We start from the raw sequence: 17,894 nt of genomic DNA on the forward strand, positions 1-17,894 counted from the left end.
TGGGTGCGCTTTAGTTAATACCATTTCTTTTTTCTGAAGTACAAATATACAATAATACCGATAACCGCCATTATAATCCAGGCAAATAAATATCCGTACCGCCAGTCCAGTTCGGGCATCCATTTGTAATTCATTCCCCACACACCGACAAGAAACGTTAGCGGGATGAAAATGGTGGATACGATGGTCAGCCGCTTCATGATATCGTTCATTCGTAAATCATTGTTCGAGATATACAGGTCGACTAATGAAGACAGTGTTTCACGGCAGATTTCAATCGTTTGTAATACAAATTGTAAATGGTCGTTCACATCATTGTAGAAGGCACGGTTTACTTTATGTATAAGGAGATTTTCTGCCCGCAACAATTTTACATATTGCTCTTTAAGCGGGAGGATGGCCTTTTTCATCAGCATATATTGGCGGCGCAGCCCCTGAATCTGAATGCCGATGTCATTCTCATTGGTAATCATCAGCAGTTCTTCTTCCAGGTCTTCAAGTGCATCGTCGATGGAAGATATCGTTGAAATGTAGTTCGCCATGATGCTGTTCAGCAATACACTGAGCAGATAATCCGTCAGACGGCTACGGATTTTCAGTATATCGTTTCTCAATGCGGCGTTGATTTCATCAAAGAAATCTGTTTCTTTTTCAAGAAAGGTAAGTACATAGTTATTTCCCAGAATGATGCAGACTTGTTGTTGGAGCAATCCGTCGAGGTCATCATCCTCTTTATGCTCATTGGGATAGAATATTTTCAGGATCAGGACAATATATTTGTCATGCTCTTCTATTTTCGTCGGGTGGTCGGCATTTAATATGTCTTGTAAAACGAGGAAGTCTATTTCAAAATGACTGCAAATCTCACGGATGGTTTCCGTATCTTTCAGCCCGTGTACCTGCAGCCAGTTGATTCGTTCGTTATCCAATGTTTCTTTGACGCTTTGGAAGGTGTCACCGGAACTTTCCTGCATCTCGGTTGCATTGTATGTGCAGAGATGTAAATGGGTGGGGGTAAGGCTGTCCCCTGTGTAAATAAGCTTTTCGCTTAACAGATTATTCTTCATGCTTTATTCTCGTTTTAGAAAATCACTGTAACACAAAGGTAGTGGTTTTCTAAATGAGAACAAGTTCTTCGATCGTTTTGTTTTCAGATTAGTCAAAATCGACTACCGTAATTCCGGCACCTCCGAACTGGACATGCTCGTCTGCATAATGACTGACGCCCGGTACGGTGGACAGGTATTGGCGGATGAGTGTACGGAGTATTCCGGTTCCTGTTCCGTGAAGAATACGTACACGGTCCATGCCGACAAGGATGGCATCGTCTACGAAATAAGTGATAGCCTGCAGAGCCTCGTCACCACGCATCCCCCGTACATCAATATCTTGCTTGAAATTAAGCTTCTTCTCGTACATCTGGTCATGTGTCTGACTGCTGACAAACGTACTTTTGGCTATTCCTTCCGTCTTGGGGGCTGCGTTGCTTCGCTCCAGACGATCCAGTTTCACCGTGGTTTTAATGCTTCCGAAAGCGACGGTTGCATTTTTACCATTGATTTCCATGACCTGTCCGACGCTTGTCTGTCCCTTGATCTTTACGTTCTCGCCAACAGTGATAGGTATTACTTTAGGGGTAGCGGCTGTCTGTGATGCGGCGTTTTTCGGTTCGTTTTTCTTGTTTTTCTTCCGTTCCTGTTTCTCTTTCAGCTTCTCCATTTTGCGGGCAATCTTTTCTTCCTGTTCTTTGGAAGTCATTGTTTCCAGGGAAGTACGGAAATCGTTCAGCTCCTGGCGTACTAGGTGAGTCTTTTCTTTTTCGGCCTGAGCTTCTTTAATCGTACGGATGGTATTTTCGATGCGGGCGTTCGATTCCTGCAACATTCGTTCAGCTTCTTCTTTAGCTTGTCTGATAATCTCCTTCCGTGATTTTTGCAACTCTTCCATTTCCGTTTGATAACGGGCGATGGTGTCTTCCATGTGTTTTTCCCGTTGGCGGATCGTTTGTCGTTTCCCTTCCCAGTAGCGCTTGTCGCGTACAATGTCCTGAAGATATTTATCGGCATTGATGTATTCGCTTCCTACAATTTCCGAAGCATCTGCAATCACATCTTCCGGCAATCCGATTTTCCGGGCAATCTCTACGGCAAATGAACTGCCCGGATTTCCGATTTGTAGTTGAAAGAGTGCCTGCATCAAATGGCGGTCGTAAAGCATGGCACCGTTGACTACTCCTTCATGATCTTCGGCAAAATGCTTCAGATTCTGATAGTGAGTCGTTATTACTCCGAACGTTCCTTTCTGATTGAAACGTTTCAGCACAGCTTCGGCGATGGCTCCTCCGATCTGTGGTTCCGTACCTCCCCCGAACTCGTCGATCAGGATGAGGCTGCGTTCATTGCAGCTTTTCATCATGATTTTCATATTGGTCAGGTGCGAAGAATAAGTACTCAAGTCATCTTCGATGGACTGTTCGTCACCGATATCGATGAAGATACTGCTGAACATACCTGCATGACTGCGTTCGTGCAAAGGAATCAGCATACCGCATTGCAACATATATTGTAGCAAACCGACTGTTTTCAGACAGACAGACTTTCCTCCGGCATTGGGACCGGAAATGATAAGGATACGCTGCTTTTGGTTTAGTTCTATATCCAGTGGAACAACCTTTTTCCCATGTTTGGCTAATGAGAGTTGCAGTAAGGGATGCACTGCCATTGTCCAATCCAATAGTTGTTCCTTTTCTACTGTCGGTTTCAGGCTGTTGGTCTGTATGGCAAAATAACTTTTCGCACGGATAAAGTCGATCTCTGCCAGAAATTCATACGATTGAAGGATGTCTGGAATAGATGGACGCAGGATATTGGAAAACTCTGTAAGGATACGAATGATTTCCCGTCGTTCATCCCCTTCAAGTTCGCGAATACGGTTGTTGGCTTCTACGACCTCTGCCGGTTCGATGAATACGGTCTTTCCACTTGCCGATTCATCGTGCACGATACCTTTGATCTTTCGTTTTAATCCCGGTGCGACAGGAATAACGAGACGGCCGTCACGCATAGTCGGAGCTACGTCTTTGTCTACATAGCCTTCAGATTGTGCATTGCGCAGGATACTGTTTAGTGAACGTGAGATACTTCCCATTGTGCTGGACAGCTCCCGACGGATACGGGCCAATTCGCTGGATGCATTGTCTTTTATTTTTCCATATTTATTAAGGATACCGTCTATTTTACCAATCAGTTGAGGGAATACGGCTATATCTCCCGCCAACCGTTTCAGGCTGGGGTAGGGTACATCGTTTTCCTCCTCTTCTTCATTCCGGTGTAGAAAACGTACGATATCACGAATAGTCTCTAATGAACGGCGTAGGTCAAATAGTTCTTGTTCGTCCAAATACATGCCCTCTATCCGTACCCGTTTCAGTGATGGGCGGACATCGAAGAAGAATTGATCGGGAAATCCGTCTTCTTCCTGAATGATACGCACAAATTCAGTTACCTGGTTCAGTTTCTCTTCCACTTCTTCAAATTGCTCGGTAAAGCTCATGTCTGAAACCCGTTCTTCGCCTAAAGTGCTGAGACACTTGTCTTTCAGTAACTGCCTTATTTGGTCGAATCCTATCTTTTGCTCAAAATTTTGAGGATATATCATGTCTTTATACTTATTATAGGCTGCAAAAATACGATTATTTCGCGAAAAAAATGTCAGATTGTTTGCAGATTTAAAAATGATTCGTACCTTTGCACCGCTTTCAACGGAAAGCACTTCTGATAAAGGAGTTTTGGAGAGGTGGCAGAGTGGTCGATTGCGGCGGTCTTGAAAACCGTTGTACTGCGAGGTACCCGGGGTTCGAATCCCTGTCTCTCCGCAATAAATGCTGAAAATCAGTGATTTACAAGAAAAACACCCAATTTTACACCCTAAAAAGTAAAATTGGGTGTTTTTGCTTTATTTAATACTTTGTTCTTTTATTACTTATTTGGCTTTGCACTGTCTTTGGTTGCTTAACTATTATTTATTGTATAATTTGAAAAGGGGATATTGTGTTGTTGGTGATATTGTTATACTAATATTTATTTGAATCATTTTCTTTCTTTAACTTTTTTAGAGTAGGGAATCTCCCGAATAATTCTGTCTTTTATAATAGTAATACATTCCTTTAGAGCTTGATTTTGTGTTATTCTGTTTGTATCTTGGTGCTAAACGCATTATTTTTATATTGGATAGGCATTTAGGTTATGAATTGAATATAACTTTGGGCTTTTAAAGTACATTTCATTTTGTCAATGAAATACTAATTAATGGGTATTTTACTGATAAAGAAATTTGTATGATTTTGCATAAATGCATATCGCAAAGATGCAAAAACGATTTATTTTATTGTGTTGATCGTGGATTTGTTTACAGCTCTTGTATGTTATACTTTTATTTTCATGCTTTGGGCATAATAATGAAATTGAATGGTTATTTGTAATAAAATACCAATTAATTGGTATTTTATTGTACAGGAAAAATCCTTTAATTTGCAAAAAACTAAATTGTATTAATATGAAAAAAATATTCATTCTTCTGTTCGTTTCCTTAGCATTATTTTCCTGTGAAAAAGAAGAAAATAATAAAATTTTTAAATATCAGTTGCTGCCAAGTGAGAACGTATCTAAACCATTTAGTTGTTTGGGGGAGAAACGTACTATTACTTTTACAATTATTCAAAAAACATTGATAGATGATATTTTAGATTCAGAGGTTCCGATTATTCCCAAGGATGTTTCGATAGAATTTGATAAAACTCTTTTTTCTGATATAGAGACAAAAATAAAGGGTGATCAAGTTGTATTAAATATAACCTCAAATATTAATAAGGAAGATAAAATTTTGAATGTTGATCTACAGATTTCTTACTCTACTATTAATGGTATAAAAGTAGAAAAAATTCCCCTAATTATAGATAAAGGGAAGTTGACATTTGTGTATAAAATCCATTCGGAACAGAATCCTTTTGTTCTACCAGCTGAAGGTGGGAAATTTGAATTGCCCTTTATTTGTAAAAAACAAACATATTTGAATGATCAGTTTATAGAGGAAACTTATTCATCATTAAATGGATTGAGATTTAAAACGATAAGTACTGGTAATGTCTGGTTTCTTACGGTCAGAAAAGACGGAGAAAAAATAGGTTTTTACAAATTCACTTTTGTGGGAGAAGGACCATATAACCAAAAAACAGATCCAGAGTGTTATTTTAACATATATACCCATGATGCAAATTTGATTACAGATAATCCTACGGAAATATTCAGACAGGATTTCATACAACCCCAGACCCCGGGTGAGGATTATTATAAACCTTCTCGATCCTCTTATAAACATGGTACTTTTGATTTTTAACATATTCAGTATTAACCTTAATTATATTAATTATGAAACAGTATGTATATTTGTTGATTTTGCCAATTATGTTTTTAATTTCATGTTCCGATGATGCAGTTGAAGAAATGGGTGGCTCTAATCATGTTCTTCTTGAGAGATACCCTCAAGAAGTGATAAATATTTCAATGGATAATCCAGAAAGCTTTGCTTCATTTAATAAAACCTCCGTTACTCGTTCTTCTGAATTATTGAAAGATAGTGTATGGAGTAGTGGAAATGGACATACATTAATTTATGAAACAAATGAACATATACCAACTCAAGGGTTAATGAGGTATATTTATTTAGGTTCAATTCTTCAAGGTGGATCTATTGAAAAGCAGCGCTTTGTTCCTATTGTAAAACCTATGGATCCAATTACAATATCATATTCTTTTCCAGCTCGTTGGGTTACTGATATTATCGCAAAACCGAGCCTTTCAGCACAAAGGCAATCTTTGCAGAATATAATGAATAAAGAAGGCATGACAGGTAAACAGTTGGGGTCTTTTACTTATAATATGAGGCAATTTTCCTATTTTGAAGAGTTAAAACTTGCTTTTGGAGCAAATGTCAACATAGGCGGGCTCCTTAATATTGATGTCAGTCTTGATAAGGGAAAAATAAGAAAGAAAACCGGATTGTTTGCGAAAATAGTACAACGTAATTACACTGTTGACATGGACCTTCCTGCTGATGGAAATATTCTTTTAAATCATGATGATATGGGATCTGTCGGTAAGTATGATCCTATTTATATCAGTTCCATTACTTATGGAAGAATGGCCTTAATTTCGATAGAATCTTCTGAAAGTTATGATAAAGTAAGAATTGCCTTACAAGCTGCCTTACAAGCTAAAGTTGTAAATGGGAAATTATCTTTTAATCTTGAACAAGAAAAGATTCTTAAAGAAGCAGAGGTGAACGTCATGGTGTATAATGGAGAAGGAGAAGGCACTGTTAAAACTGCGAAGGGGTGGAATGAGTTTCAAGATTTTATAATTCAAGGAGGTCGATTTTCTAAAGACCTGCCGGGAGATGCAATTTTTTATACTGCGAGTTATTTATCTGATAACTCTCCCTTCTACTCCAAATTTAAAATCCATTTAGAAAATTGACAATAACTTAGAACCATGAGAATCTTAAGATATACTCTGTTTTTATTTGCTATAGGATTAATTTCATGTGAACAAGAATTTGACAAAAAAGAACAGCAATCTGATTGCTGTTCTTTTCAAAATCTACCTAAGTATCCCGAACAAGTGGTGAATATAAATGTGCATAACTATATTCCTGATATGGGAGATAAGGTTTTATCTTCTCCTTCACATATCCATACAAGAGCTTCAGAAATCATTTCTGAGACATTATGGGATAATGGGTTTGGTAAAACAATTCATGCACAGGCAGATGAGTCGATAGTTTTGGATAATCTGAATCGATATATTTATCCTGGCTCTATCTTGGATGGGGCAAGCGTTGCCAATCAGGATTATAAAACAATCAGTGTCCACTATAAGCCTATAAATGTCTCTGTGTCCTTTCCTGCCCAAAAAGTTACAGGTGTACTTGAAAAGCCATCTTTGTCTTCATGTAGGCAGTTGGTAATGGATTTGATGCATCAGAAAGGTATAGGGCAACAATCAGCTTCCGTACACTTTGATATACACCGTTTTACATCTTATGATGAGCTGAAAATGACTTTTGGATCAAATGCCAATACGAGCTTTTTATTTTGGGGGTCGTCATCTTCCCAACAAGAACATAAGGAACGAATTAGTAAAAGTAGTGGCTTATATATAAGGTTTATTCAGAAATATTTTACGATTGATATGGATATTCCTGAGAAGAGTTTTATTGAAGGTAGTATCAATGCCCAATACTCTCCTGTCTATGTGAGCTCCATAGCTTATGGAAGGGTCGGCATATTAACTCTTGAAACCGATGAAATATACGAGAATGCGGAGTCCATTGTAAAGAAGGCCGTTAATGGCTTTTTATATAACAAAAAAGAATTTCTGACAGTTGAAGAAAAGGGCTTTTTTGATGAGGCCAGAATGAAAGTATATGTAGGGGGAGGAAATGGTGACAGTGGTGTAAAGACCCTTACCGGATTTGACGATTTTATCAAATTTATAAGTGAAGGAGGGCATTTTTCTGCAGAGACACCTGGTAAACCTATATTTTGCAGCTTTGCGTATTTGTCGGATCATTCACCTTATAAAGTTAAATTTAAAATTGATATTGATAGCGATCCTGTATATGCAAGAATTGAATATCGGAATCTAAAAAATGACTCCTATGTGGGTAGATCTTTACAAAGAGAAAAGATAATTGGCGATGTACATCTTGCCTTTTATGCTGATAGAACGGCTAAGATTCCGACAGTTGCTCCAAGATACATTTCTTTTAATATTGTAGAACATAGCAGACATTATTTGAAGGCTCGAATACCAAGAACAGAAAAGGATGATACAACAGTAGAAGAATTTGTTAAGAGTAATAATAGCCGTGGGACTGAATTACAATTAAAACATGATTTGTTGCTCACAGAATTTGTTTGGACGCATAATAACCCAAGAAGAACTCGATATGAACAAAACACTTTCAGATATAGTCTTAGTGAAGGTGGTTTTTACAAAATTCTCCCTGCTATAAATGAGCCAAAGAAGTGGCGATAATTTGAAGTTAGCACTCCTTGTCGAACAAATAAATAAGAGATATGGTATTAAAAGATAAATTGGTTATGAAAAAAGTATGTATGTTACTTCTTTGGTTATTTATATGCAATATTGGGCTGGTATTAGCACAAGGAAGGAGATTCGAATTTGAATTAGGAGCCAATTATCCAATTGGGCTACAAAAGAATGGATATAAAGAAAATCATGTTGGGTTTTATTTAAATGGAATATATAGGTTTTCCACCAATCCGTTAAGTGTAAATCTAAAATTAGGTTATGAAAGTTACACAATTGTACTGAATAATACTTTTAATGGAAGATCTTTATCTCTTATGCCGGCAGCTAATTATCATTTCTTACGGAATGAATCTGTTGATTCCTATGTTGGTTTGGGAACTGGTGTTTCAATTGATAATATAGATGTGGGAGTTTTCAATGAAGGTTATAAGTTGCACTTTGCGGTGGCTCCACAAGTTGGTATTAGATTTATAAACCATATAAATGTATATTTACAGTATTATGTGACACATAAAGATTTTTCCAGGTTGGTATTGGGAGTTGGTTATGTTTTCTGATATTGTCCAAGTGAAGAATAGATTTTTTTATATTTGTTAGATTTAGGGTGTCAATTTGCGTTTAACAGGTGCCAGTAAAGAGTATATTCTTTTACTGGCACTAATAATTTATAGCCTCTCGTTATTAAGTGATTATATTTTCAATCCTTTTCGTTGCTTGTTTTCAACAGGTGTGTTTAGCCTTAACTTTTCTTTAATTTCCTGAAATTTCTTCCTGAACCAATCGAGTATGGGTATTCCGTCAATGCACAGCCTGAATTTTCCTTTCTCCTGCGGGTTCCTCTCCACTGTTGCCGTTGAGTGCTCCGTCCTGAACTTCTCCTTGTACTCCTTTGAATAGAGCCTTCCCTTGAACTCCACGGGTTGCAGGCTGACAATTCGTCTTGTCAGTTCTTCGGTGAAGCCCACTTCCCGGCATTGTTCTGCTATGGGCATCAGTTCCTTTACAATAGGAAAGTAGGTGTCTATCAGTTCCAGCCGATTGTCGTATTCTGCGATTTTCTGCCGGTAGCTCCAGTCAACTCTGTTTATCTCGCTGCTGTGACGGTTTTCCATTTTTGTCTGCTCCCTCTGTTCGGCTTGCACCTGCTTTTGCAGATTCACAATGTTCCGTTTCAAATTTTCATTCTCCTCTTCCAGCCTCTTAACCTTGCTGCCTCCGAAAAGTGAGCTCACCCCGTCCGCTATGGCTGTGGTGGCGTTCACCGCCGCCCCCTTCATTTTCTGCACGTTGATTTCCCCCTTTACCTGCTTCAGTTTTTTCATTGCTTCCTCTTCCAGCCCCAGCAGGTTTTCTATGTTCTCTTGCAGGCTGTCCTGCTGCTCCACCAGCTGCTTGTAGTATTGCATGGTGGAAATATGCTTTGCCAATGAGCCGTCCACGCCTCTCTGCAAGCCGTACTTGTTCATGGCTTGGGCATAAGTGTCCTGATAGTGTTTTAGCCTGTGCCTTGCCATTACATCATCTGCGCAGAGTCTCACGTCCTGCGGGTTCTTCTTTCTGTACTTTTTTTTCCCGTTCTGTTCTTCCTGTCCGGCTTTCCTTCGCTCTCCGGTCACTATCGGTATGACTGTGGCGTGTATGTGTGGTGTCTTCTCGTCCATGTGCAGTACTGCCGATACGAGGTTCTGCTCCCCGTATGTTTCCCGGATCCATTTCAGACTGTCGTTACACCAGTCTTCAATCCGTCCTTCCGCTTCCATTTGCTTCATGTCCTTGTTACTTCCGGTAAGGAGTATCCGGATTGCCTTCACCTGATTGGCGCTCACCTTGCGTCTGATGCCTGCCGTTTCTATCCGGTGGGCTATCGCCTGCGTGCGGTTCCTCACCCCTTCGGGAAACTGTACGAGCTCCCGGTTCAGGTGTGTGCGCGTTCTGTCCGCATTCTTCGGGTGAACGGTGCGCTCTATGTGTGCGGACATCCTGCTGTCCGTCCCTTTTGCCTTTTCCAGATGCAAAACTGCATATCCCATAACTGTCAATAATTTCAGGTTAATACTTCCCCTGCCTTGCTTTTATGCCGCATGGCAGACGGGGTTTCCAAAGGGGCGGCGCCCCTATGGCTCGTTGGGGCTTTTTTAGCAATGTGTGCATTGCGTTAAGAAAAAGCCCTAATGAGCTATGGCTTTTTTCAAAGCCTTCCGGTGGCTCTACGGTTACATCCTGATACCTTTGTTTTTCTTTTTCAGTTGCTCTGCCTGCCGTTGTCCTTTCTCCGGCTCCGGTCTCTGCTGCTGATGTTCGGCTTGTCCGTTTTGCTTACTCCGCAGGCAGTCGTTCAGGTCGTTGTAGCCTCCGTATATGTGCGACGCGTCCCGGACGCGCAGCCCGTATTCCTCCCGCAGTTCCTGAACAGCTTCCATTCCCGCTTTGTCGTTGTCGAGGAAACAGTGGATGCACCCGTAACCGCCCAATGGTCGGATTGCCTTGGAGAGGTTGGAAGTCGAGTTCAGTACGATGTAGTCCTGCCCGTCAAGTTCGGGACGGTCGGGACACCTTTCCAGCCGCAGGGTGAGGAAAGAGAGGTAGTCCATGAATCCCTCGAAGATGTAGCATGCCTCCTTCGGCTCCGATTGCCGTATATGGGTGATGTCCTTCGGTGCTATGCATCCCTTGAAATGCTTGTTGCGTATCTCGTATCCTCCCGAACGGTTGGGGAAGCCTATAGCATAGTATGGGGTTTCCCCGGTCAGATAGCGGACCTCCCTGCATTCTCTTTTTGCCAATTCCGTATTTATTCCCCTTTGCCGCAGGTAGGCATACAGGGCGGGAGAGGAGAGCGGTACTACCTCCAACTGCCGGAAACTCGGCTTTGACAAGGGTTGCTTGCCAAAAGAGAAAGAGGCCGGGCGCACGTTTTGTGCCTGCTCCTTTATCCTTTCCAAGAGGTAGGGCAGACTGTCGGATGCGTATAGCTCCTGTGCCAGTGCGATGATATTACCACCTTTGCCTGCGCCAAAATCATACCATAGGTTGCGTTCGGTGTTCACCTTGAAGGAGGGTTCCTGTTCGTCCCTGAACGGTGAGTTGTACCATAGACTACCACCCTGTTGCCTTACCGGACTGTATCCAAGACTGTGCAGATATTCCTCTATGCGTATCTGCTTCGCTTCATTCATGTTCATCATATTTCTGTTTTAAGTAGATATTGTTTTTGGGGTTTTCGCCCGTACCCTTTCATGTGTAACGGGCTGCATCCGCTTTACTTTACTTTGCTATATATATGCCCCCAGACTAAAGTAAAGCGGTTTCCGGTCTGTGCCGTCATGGTGGAGGCCGGGTATGAGACCATACCCTTTTTTCGTACTGTCATACCGTTGTTCTTGTCAAGTGTGAATATTATTTTTTCTTTTCGCCCGTATCTTTTTGTATATTACGGGCTATATCCACTTTACTTTACTTCCGTATATATATGGTACGGGACTAAAGTAAAGTGGTTCCCATACAATACCGCTAATAGTGAAAATCGGTTTTGAAGGTGTATTTCCTGCCGTTCTCCTGTACTATCATCCGTTTGTTTTTCAGTACTGTAATGAGGTCTGTCAGCCTGTTTCCCCCAAGCATGACACCGACAGAGGCGTAGGTTTTCCTCAATTCTTCCGCAAGCTCCTTGTAGCCGTATTCATCTTTGAGTGTGAATGCCGCTTCCAGTGCGATGCGGTGCTGCTTCTCTGTGATGTCCTTGTAGGGGTCGAACTTCTCCCTTTTCCCTTTTCCCGGATCCTTGTGTTTGAACAGGTATTCGTCCTGCAGTTCGGGCAATGCCTCCTCGTTGATGCGGAATGCGAACGGTTCGAAGTTCATCGCCCTGATATGTGCTGCCTTGACCGTACTGATGTCGGGGTCCTTTTCGTCCTTCTCCACTTGCAGCACTGTTTCGGCCTTGTTGCTAAGCTCCGTTCCGATGTGTCCCCTTGCGTTCTCGTCCCCCTTGTTCTGATGCAGTATGGTGTGTATGTGTATGTGTCTTTCCCCCGTCCATGTCATCAGCAGGGAGATTACCTTCGTGGACTCGCTGGGACTGTTGATGTCGTACACCATATCCCGTATTCCGTCAATGACTACCAGCCCTACATTTTCGGTGCGGTAAATAGCCTCCCTCACGATTGCTATTCGTTCCTCGGGCGTGTACTTCCTTAGGACAAGGAATTCAAGGTCTTTATGGTTCCTGCCTGTCGGCAGTCCCGCCATGCGCAATATTCTTTTTGCCACTTTCGCACAGTGGTAGGAACTTTGTTCGGTATCCACATAGAGTATTTTCCTCCTGTTTTCGGGCAGTTCCGCCGTGTAGCTTAGCACTGTCCCGTTTTTCAGTGCAGCCGCCACGATTGCGGAAACATTGAAGGTTTTCTTGCTCTTTGCTTTTCCGATTGATGCGCTGAAGTTCCCCAGCGTGCCTATGACGGAACCGTGTACTTTCAGTATTTCGGGTGCCCTCTCGTAGTCTTCCGAAAGGTCGAGCCGTGAGGCTTGCCACAGTATCACCGCCGCTTCGGGCGTGACTTCTTTTCTTTCTCTGTACTCCATGTCCGTACCTCCTTATCTGCGTCCCCCGCTTTTGTGTCCTGCCAGTTCGAGTGCCATGTCCGCATCTACGATGATTTTGCGTCCTATCTGCGTAATGGCTCTGTCTATCTTCCCGCTTTTTTTGATGCGGTTTGCTGTGGGCATACTGCACCCGAACAGGCGTGCTATGCCGCCTATCCCGTACACGTATTTCTTTTCCGTATCGGCTGCGGGCTGTGCTGCTCTCGCTTCCCTTTCCTGTAAGGCGTGTCGGTTCAGTAATATGAATTCTTCTCCCGTCATCTGCCATACGGGCTTTGATAAAAGTTCTCTGATTTCCATGTTGGAATGAATTTAACGTTTGTACTGTAAGCCCTGCGCACGGGCTTTTTTTGTTTCGTTCGAACAGTGCAAAGTTAATCCCGGATACGGGTGGTAAGGATGTGGATAGCGTGAATGGAGTATCACGCTATCTCACTAAATATCAGAAGATAATAAAGAGTGGTGAAAAATATTTCGGGTGGTAAAAGTGGTTGTTTCGTGGAATGTCGTGGCGTATCGCTGACTATCGGAATATTGACTGCATTTCCTTCGCAAATATCTGATTGCTGTCACTGGGTAAATCGGTCCGGGGTACGGGTGCCTTGTATTTGGACTTGTAATATTTTATATCTATCTCCAGCAGTTTCATGATTTCCTCCTTCCATTTTTCTCTGTCGGGTTTGGAAAGTGTTTCTCCCATGAGAAATATCAGGTAGCATACACGTGCCTTTTCATCCTTTCTCACCTTTAATCTGCTCGCGCACGGTTGCAAGTTCATGTTGGCGTAGAAGTCCAGTTCATTGATCTCCTCGAACTGCTCTCCGTTGCATGTCTCGTGAATGGCCGACAGGAGTTTCATGGGGAAATAGACCGGGCTTTTTTGGGATATGGTGTCGGATGCGGAACTTTCTTTTTCTTCCTCTCCTTTTTTCTTTTGGCCGGTCATGTATTTATCAAGAATTGCCAGCAGCGATCCGTCCAGCCTGTATATGTCTCCGCAGTGGTTTTTCAGGTATTGCAGGGCTTCCTGCCTTGCCTGTTTCTTCTTTGCGTATAGTTCATCCAGTTTGGCTTTCTCCCTGTCGTATTCCTGCTTGCACCGTTCGTACCTCTTTTCCAAAAGCTCCTCTTCCTGACGGTCGTGTTCCCTGAAACCGACTGCCTCCAAAGAGCCGTTAGCTTCCATAAGTTCCCGGTAATATTCGTTTGTGATTTGCATTTGTCTTTCGATGTCCCGGTCATGACATCTTTCATGCTGCCGGCAGATATGTTCAATATCGAGACGGTCGAAAAACTCCTTGCAGGTATTATACATTGAGATATTGTTTTCAATCTCCCGTTTCAGACTGTTCAGCAATATGGAAAAGTGCGTACCCTCCGTTTCAAGCATGAGGCTGATAAGTGCCTTTTCAAAGGTCTGTGTGTCTTCATACTCTTTGTAAAAGTCATGAATAAACTTCTGCTTCTCAAAAGAGAGGCCGTCACCGGATGTTATTTCCGTATATGTCTTGTTGAGTTTCCCGTAGCGGGGTATCATTGAGGTTATTCTTTCTTCCATGCTATTGTTGTGTTTACAGTTGGTTGAATTTGTTCATCGCATTGGCCTTGATGTCATCGGCAACGTCTATGTATGGTTTCATCGCCTTGTAGTCGCTGTGTCCCGTCCACTTCATCACTACTTGTGCGGGAATACCCAATGCCAAAGCGTTGCAGATGAATGTCCGTCTTCCAGCATGGGTTCCCAGCAGGGCGTATTTGGGTGTGACGGTGTCTATACGTTCATTTCCCTTGTAGTAAGTTTCCCTTACCGGGTCGTTGATTTCCGCAAGTTCCCCCAGTTCTTTCAAATAATCGTTCATCTTTTGGTTGCTGATGACCGGAAGTGCCTTGTGATCTTCAAAGTGTACGCTTTTGTATTTTTCCAGTATCGCCTTGCTGTGGTTGTTTAACTCTATGATAAGGCTGTCCGCTGTCTTTACGGTTGTCACTTCTATATGGTCGGGCTTGATGTCGCTCCGTTTGAGGTTGTACACGTCCGAATAGCGCAGCCCGCTGAAACAGCAGAACAGAAAAACGTCCCTTACCCGTTCGAGATACTGCTTGGTTTGGGGTATCTTGTAGTCTTTCAGTCTGTTCAGTTCCTCCCATGTGAGGAATATCACTTTTTTGGGTGTGTTTTTCAGCTTGGGCTTGAAGCTGTCATAAGCCATGTTCTGATTGTGCCCTTTCTTGAAACTCCACCGCAGGAACCATTTCAGGAAGGCTATCTGCTTGCCTATGGTGCTGTTGCGCATATCTTTCTTGTTACGCAGGAAGTCCACATAGTCATTCAGACCGTTCTCGGTGAACGTATCAAAGGAAAGTTCATCCCTGAACTCTTTCAGGTGGTTCTTTACCGCAGCGAATTTTTCGTAGGTTGCGTCTGTCCAGTCGTTCTGTTTCCCGCATTCCCTTACAAACTCCTCGAACGCCTCCCAAAAGCTGATTTTAGGTCCTTCGGCTGTTTCCTGCTCTGTGACTGGTTCATCCTTCATCCTTGCATTGAAGCTGTCCTTTATCTGTGCAGGTGTGGGTAGTACGTTCTGTACTTCAAACTCTTTGAAGATGTTCTGTATCTCCGTGTACTGTCTTAGCAGGTCTGCATTGATTTCGGATGCGCTTAGCTTCAGTTTGTTTGTGCATCCGTTCTTTACCCTTTGTTTGTCCGTATCCCATTTGGTAGCGTCAATGCGGTAGCCCGTTGTAAACTCTATACGCTGGCTTGCGAATATCACACGCATACGGATAGGCACATTCTCTGTGATTGGCACACCGTTTTTCTTCCGGCTTTCCAGTGCGAAAATGATGTTTCTTTTGATATTCATAATTGGGTGTGTTTGAAAATTGACACCCAAAAATACACCCAAGAAGTGAGATATGCAAAGATATTAAGAGATATTTTATTTTCTGTTTACTTTGTAATAACTTGGTAATTAACAAGATATTACGAGTTTGTGATATTGTTTGAAATGATAGGTGATAGAACCTGTCTCTCCGCTGAAAAGCAGCTTTTGGGCTGCTTTTTTGTTTTTATGGAGGGCGACGCCTCCGATGTTGTGAAACGAAAACGGGAGCGTTTTCTTAGTGTTTATTGAGTTTTTTGAAAGGAGAGATGCTCGAGTGGTTGAAGAGGCACGCCTGGAAAGCGTGTATACGCCAAAAGTGTATCGCGGGTTCGAATCCCGCTCTCTCCGCTGAATCTGAAATTTAGTCAAAACTTCTCGTTCTTTAGCCAAAAGTTCTTTTCATAGGTCAAAGTGTCTGGTATTTCTAGTACTCTTCTCTTGTATATCATTCTCTTTTCTGTATATTTGCGCCCGATATTTTTTTTGAGATATCACATTTTTGTAATTCTGAAAATAGACTTGATGGATAAAATAAATGCGGTAATTACTGGGGTCGGGGGATATGTGCCCGATTATGTGCTGACTAATGATGAAATTTCTAAAATGGTGGATACCACCGACGAATGGATCATGGGGCGTATCGGCATAAAAGAACGACATATCTTGAATGAAGAGGGGCTTGGAACTTCGTATATGGCCCGTAAGGCCGCCAAGCAGTTGATGCAACGCACAAAGAGTCGTCCCGATGATATCGATCTGGTCATTGTCGCCACTACTACTTCGGATTACCGTTTTCCTTCAACGGCATCTATCTTGTGCGAAAGGCTGGGGCTGAAGAATGCTTTCGCTTTCGATATGCAGGCGGTTTGCAGCGGTTTCCTGTATGCGATGGAAACGGGAGCGAATTTTATCCGTTCGGGGAAATATAAAAAGATTATTATTGTAGGTGCTGATAAGATGTCATCCGTAATCGATTATACGGACCGTGCCACTTGCCCTATCTTTGGCGACGGTGCGGCCGCTTTTATGCTGGAACCGACTACGGAAGAGGTCGGCATCATGGATTCGGTGTTGAGAACGGATGGTAAAGGGCTGCCTTTTCTGCATATAAAAGCGGGAGGTTCCGTATGTCCTCCTTCCTATTATTCATTGGATCATCATCTGCATTATATTTATCAGGAAGGCCGCACGGTGTTCAAGTATGCCGTAGCGAATATGTCGGATTCCTGTGAAGCTATTATCGCCAGAAACCACTTGACTAAGGAGGATATTGATTGGGTGATTCCCCACCAGGCTAACCAGCGTATCATTACCGCTGTGGCGCAACGGTTGGAAGTACCGTCCGAGAAAGTGATGGTCAACATCGAACGTTATGGCAATACCAGTGCCGGCACGCTTCCGCTTTGCATCTGGGATTTTGAGAAGAAACTGAAGAAAGGCGATAATCTGATATTTACCGCATTCGGTGCAGGATTTGCCTGGGGAGCGGTTTATGTGAAGTGGGGATATGACCCCAAAGAGGATGCGTGACATATCGGGTACCCGATACGTCACATCCTCTTTTGAAGGGTAGGAGAGACTTATTCCAGTTCCTCGATAATCTTCTTTACATCCACCGGTTGCAGTCGTCCGTACACCTTTTCGCCGATCATCACTACCGGAGCCAGTCCGCAGGCGCCTACGCAGCGCAGGCAATCCAGCGAATACTTTCCGTCGGGGGTGGTTTCTCCGACTTCGATGCCGAGTACCCGCTTGAACTCTTCCAGCAACTTCTCCGAACCACGTACGTAGCACGCCGTGCCCATGCAGACGGAAATCGGATGCTTTCCTTTGGGAGTCATTGTAAAGAAGGTGTAGAATGTCACAACTCCGTAGACTTTCGACACGGGGATTCTGAGTTTGGAGGCTATGATCCGTTGCATCTCTTCGGGCAGATAGCCGTGCAGATGTTGCGCTTCATGCAAAATATTGATTAATTCGCCCGTATTGTTCCCGTGTTTGTCGCAAATCGTCTTGACTTGTTCCACCACATCGCAGGCTAGCTTGATATCTGACATAATAGTACTTGTTTAAAGTTAATCAATCGATTTGTTGAAATAATGCGTGTGCAAGAGCATTTCCGATTTCTCACCCAGCGGTTTGCCGAGATATTCTTCATACAGTTTCTGAATATAGGGGTTGTCGTGAGATTTGCGCAGAGGTTTGTTGGCATCTTCCCGGTAAAGGGCGTTGGCACGGGCGTAGAGAACGTCCGAGTTGCCGTGATGCAAGGGTTGCCCGCCACCTCCGA

At 42.8% G+C, this 17,894-nt stretch carries 15 protein-coding genes and 2 tRNA genes; 7 read left to right on the forward strand and 10 right to left on the reverse strand.

The window, feature by feature from the left end:
* Positions 1–14: 14 nt before the first annotated feature.
* Both corA and DW640_RS12115 read right to left on the reverse strand, forming a co-directional pair.
* A complete protein-coding gene (gene corA / locus DW640_RS12110) occupies positions 15–1,067 on the reverse strand; it encodes a magnesium/cobalt transporter CorA (protein WP_008760394.1) in 1,053 nt (350 codons plus the stop codon).
* Positions 1,068–1,155: 88 nt separating this feature from the next.
* Entirely contained in the window at positions 1,156–3,657 is a 2,502-nt protein-coding gene (locus DW640_RS12115) for an endonuclease MutS2 (protein ID WP_117578292.1), read from the reverse strand.
* Positions 3,658–3,789: 132 nt separating this feature from the next.
* Between DW640_RS12115 and DW640_RS12120 the strand changes: the two genes are divergently transcribed.
* The 5 genes from DW640_RS12120 (at position 3,790) to DW640_RS12145 (ending at position 8,671) form a co-directional block, all read left to right on the forward strand.
* A tRNA-Ser gene (locus DW640_RS12120) sits at positions 3,790–3,874 on the forward strand.
* Between the two features lie 680 nt (positions 3,875–4,554).
* Positions 4,555–5,394: a hypothetical protein gene (locus DW640_RS12130; protein WP_005809737.1), complete on the forward strand. Its 840-nt coding sequence runs from the start codon at positions 4,555–4,557 to the stop codon at positions 5,392–5,394.
* Between the two features lie 32 nt (positions 5,395–5,426).
* Complete coding sequence (locus tag DW640_RS12135; RefSeq protein WP_117578259.1) at positions 5,427–6,533, forward strand: thiol-activated cytolysin family protein; 1,107 nt, start codon at positions 5,427–5,429, stop codon at positions 6,531–6,533.
* A 15-nt stretch (positions 6,534–6,548) separates the two neighbouring features.
* The gene (locus DW640_RS12140) at positions 6,549–8,096 is read left to right on the forward strand and encodes a thiol-activated cytolysin family protein (protein ID WP_005818873.1); all 1,548 of its coding nucleotides are present in this window, start codon (positions 6,549–6,551) and stop codon (positions 8,094–8,096) included.
* Positions 8,097–8,137: 41 nt separating this feature from the next.
* Entirely contained in the window at positions 8,138–8,671 is a 534-nt protein-coding gene (locus DW640_RS12145) for a porin family protein (protein WP_005809729.1), read from the forward strand.
* A gap of 132 nt (positions 8,672–8,803) precedes the next feature.
* Here DW640_RS12145 and mobV read toward each other — a convergent pair whose 3' ends face one another.
* The 6 genes from mobV to DW640_RS12175 all read right to left on the reverse strand — a co-directional run bounded on the left by mobV (position 8,804) and on the right by DW640_RS12175 (position 15,583).
* On the reverse strand, positions 8,804–10,144 hold the full coding sequence (gene mobV, locus DW640_RS12150) for a MobV family relaxase (RefSeq protein ID WP_005809727.1): 1,341 nt from the start codon (positions 10,142–10,144) through the stop codon (positions 8,804–8,806).
* Positions 10,145–10,327: 183 nt separating this feature from the next.
* Positions 10,328–11,296, reverse strand: a complete 969-nt coding sequence (locus DW640_RS12155) for a toprim domain-containing protein (RefSeq protein WP_045899480.1) — start codon at positions 11,294–11,296, stop codon at positions 10,328–10,330.
* 328 nt (positions 11,297–11,624) lie between these two features.
* Positions 11,625–12,698, reverse strand: a complete 1,074-nt coding sequence (locus DW640_RS12160; protein ID WP_005809724.1) for an AAA family ATPase — start codon at positions 12,696–12,698, stop codon at positions 11,625–11,627.
* A 12-nt stretch (positions 12,699–12,710) separates the two neighbouring features.
* Positions 12,711–13,019 (reverse strand): DUF3853 family protein, encoded by a 309-nt coding sequence (locus DW640_RS12165; RefSeq protein WP_005809723.1) that lies wholly within the window; start codon positions 13,017–13,019, stop codon positions 12,711–12,713.
* A gap of 223 nt (positions 13,020–13,242) precedes the next feature.
* Positions 13,243–14,277, reverse strand: a complete 1,035-nt coding sequence (locus tag DW640_RS12170) for a hypothetical protein (protein ID WP_005809721.1) — start codon at positions 14,275–14,277, stop codon at positions 13,243–13,245.
* 13 nt (positions 14,278–14,290) lie between these two features.
* Positions 14,291–15,583 (reverse strand): site-specific integrase, encoded by a 1,293-nt coding sequence (locus tag DW640_RS12175; RefSeq protein WP_005809718.1) that lies wholly within the window; start codon positions 15,581–15,583, stop codon positions 14,291–14,293.
* 281 nt (positions 15,584–15,864) lie between these two features.
* On the opposite strand from DW640_RS12175, the gene DW640_RS12180 reads away from it, so the two are divergent.
* Positions 15,865–15,952, forward strand: a tRNA-Ser gene (locus DW640_RS12180).
* Between the two features lie 174 nt (positions 15,953–16,126).
* Positions 16,127–17,134: a beta-ketoacyl-ACP synthase III gene (locus DW640_RS12185; protein ID WP_048692699.1), complete on the forward strand. Its 1,008-nt coding sequence runs from the start codon at positions 16,127–16,129 to the stop codon at positions 17,132–17,134.
* A 50-nt stretch (positions 17,135–17,184) separates the two neighbouring features.
* On the opposite strand, the gene nuoE is transcribed toward DW640_RS12185, so the two are convergent.
* Both nuoE and DW640_RS12195 read right to left on the reverse strand, forming a co-directional pair.
* Positions 17,185–17,661, reverse strand: a complete 477-nt coding sequence (nuoE, locus tag DW640_RS12190) for an NADH-quinone oxidoreductase subunit NuoE (protein WP_048692703.1) — start codon at positions 17,659–17,661, stop codon at positions 17,185–17,187.
* A gap of 18 nt (positions 17,662–17,679) precedes the next feature.
* Positions 17,680–17,894: iron hydrogenase small subunit (locus tag DW640_RS12195; RefSeq protein WP_199610361.1), on the reverse strand; the 215-nt coding region annotated here is incomplete at its 5' end.

This window comes from Bacteroides sp. AM23-12, assembly GCF_003434395.1.
GTDB lineage: Bacteria > Bacteroidota > Bacteroidia > Bacteroidales > Bacteroidaceae > Bacteroides > Bacteroides thetaiotaomicron.

What these genes read in the sequence shown, in the direction of transcription:
- corA (WP_008760394.1), bottom strand. Translation starts at nt 1,067, where the DNA reads ATGAAGAATAATCTGTTAAGCGAAAAGCTTATTTACACAGGGGACAGC.
- DW640_RS12115 (WP_117578292.1), bottom strand. Translation starts at nt 3,657, where the DNA reads ATGATATATCCTCAAAATTTTGAGCAAAAGATAGGATTCGACCAAATA.
- DW640_RS12130 (WP_005809737.1), top strand. Translation starts at nt 4,555, where the DNA reads ATGAAAAAAATATTCATTCTTCTGTTCGTTTCCTTAGCATTATTTTCC.
- DW640_RS12135 (WP_117578259.1), top strand. Translation starts at nt 5,427, where the DNA reads ATGAAACAGTATGTATATTTGTTGATTTTGCCAATTATGTTTTTAATT.
- DW640_RS12140 (WP_005818873.1), top strand. Translation starts at nt 6,549, where the DNA reads ATGAGAATCTTAAGATATACTCTGTTTTTATTTGCTATAGGATTAATT.
- DW640_RS12145 (WP_005809729.1), top strand. Translation starts at nt 8,138, where the DNA reads ATGGTATTAAAAGATAAATTGGTTATGAAAAAAGTATGTATGTTACTT.
- mobV (WP_005809727.1), bottom strand. Translation starts at nt 10,144, where the DNA reads ATGGGATATGCAGTTTTGCATCTGGAAAAGGCAAAAGGGACGGACAGC.
- DW640_RS12155 (WP_045899480.1), bottom strand. Translation starts at nt 11,296, where the DNA reads ATGAACATGAATGAAGCGAAGCAGATACGCATAGAGGAATATCTGCAC.
- DW640_RS12160 (WP_005809724.1), bottom strand. Translation starts at nt 12,698, where the DNA reads ATGGAGTACAGAGAAAGAAAAGAAGTCACGCCCGAAGCGGCGGTGATA.
- DW640_RS12165 (WP_005809723.1), bottom strand. Translation starts at nt 13,019, where the DNA reads ATGGAAATCAGAGAACTTTTATCAAAGCCCGTATGGCAGATGACGGGA.
- DW640_RS12170 (WP_005809721.1), bottom strand. Translation starts at nt 14,277, where the DNA reads ATGGAAGAAAGAATAACCTCAATGATACCCCGCTACGGGAAACTCAAC.
- DW640_RS12175 (WP_005809718.1), bottom strand. Translation starts at nt 15,583, where the DNA reads ATGAATATCAAAAGAAACATCATTTTCGCACTGGAAAGCCGGAAGAAA.
- DW640_RS12185 (WP_048692699.1), top strand. Translation starts at nt 16,127, where the DNA reads ATGGATAAAATAAATGCGGTAATTACTGGGGTCGGGGGATATGTGCCC.
- nuoE (WP_048692703.1), bottom strand. Translation starts at nt 17,661, where the DNA reads ATGTCAGATATCAAGCTAGCCTGCGATGTGGTGGAACAAGTCAAGACG.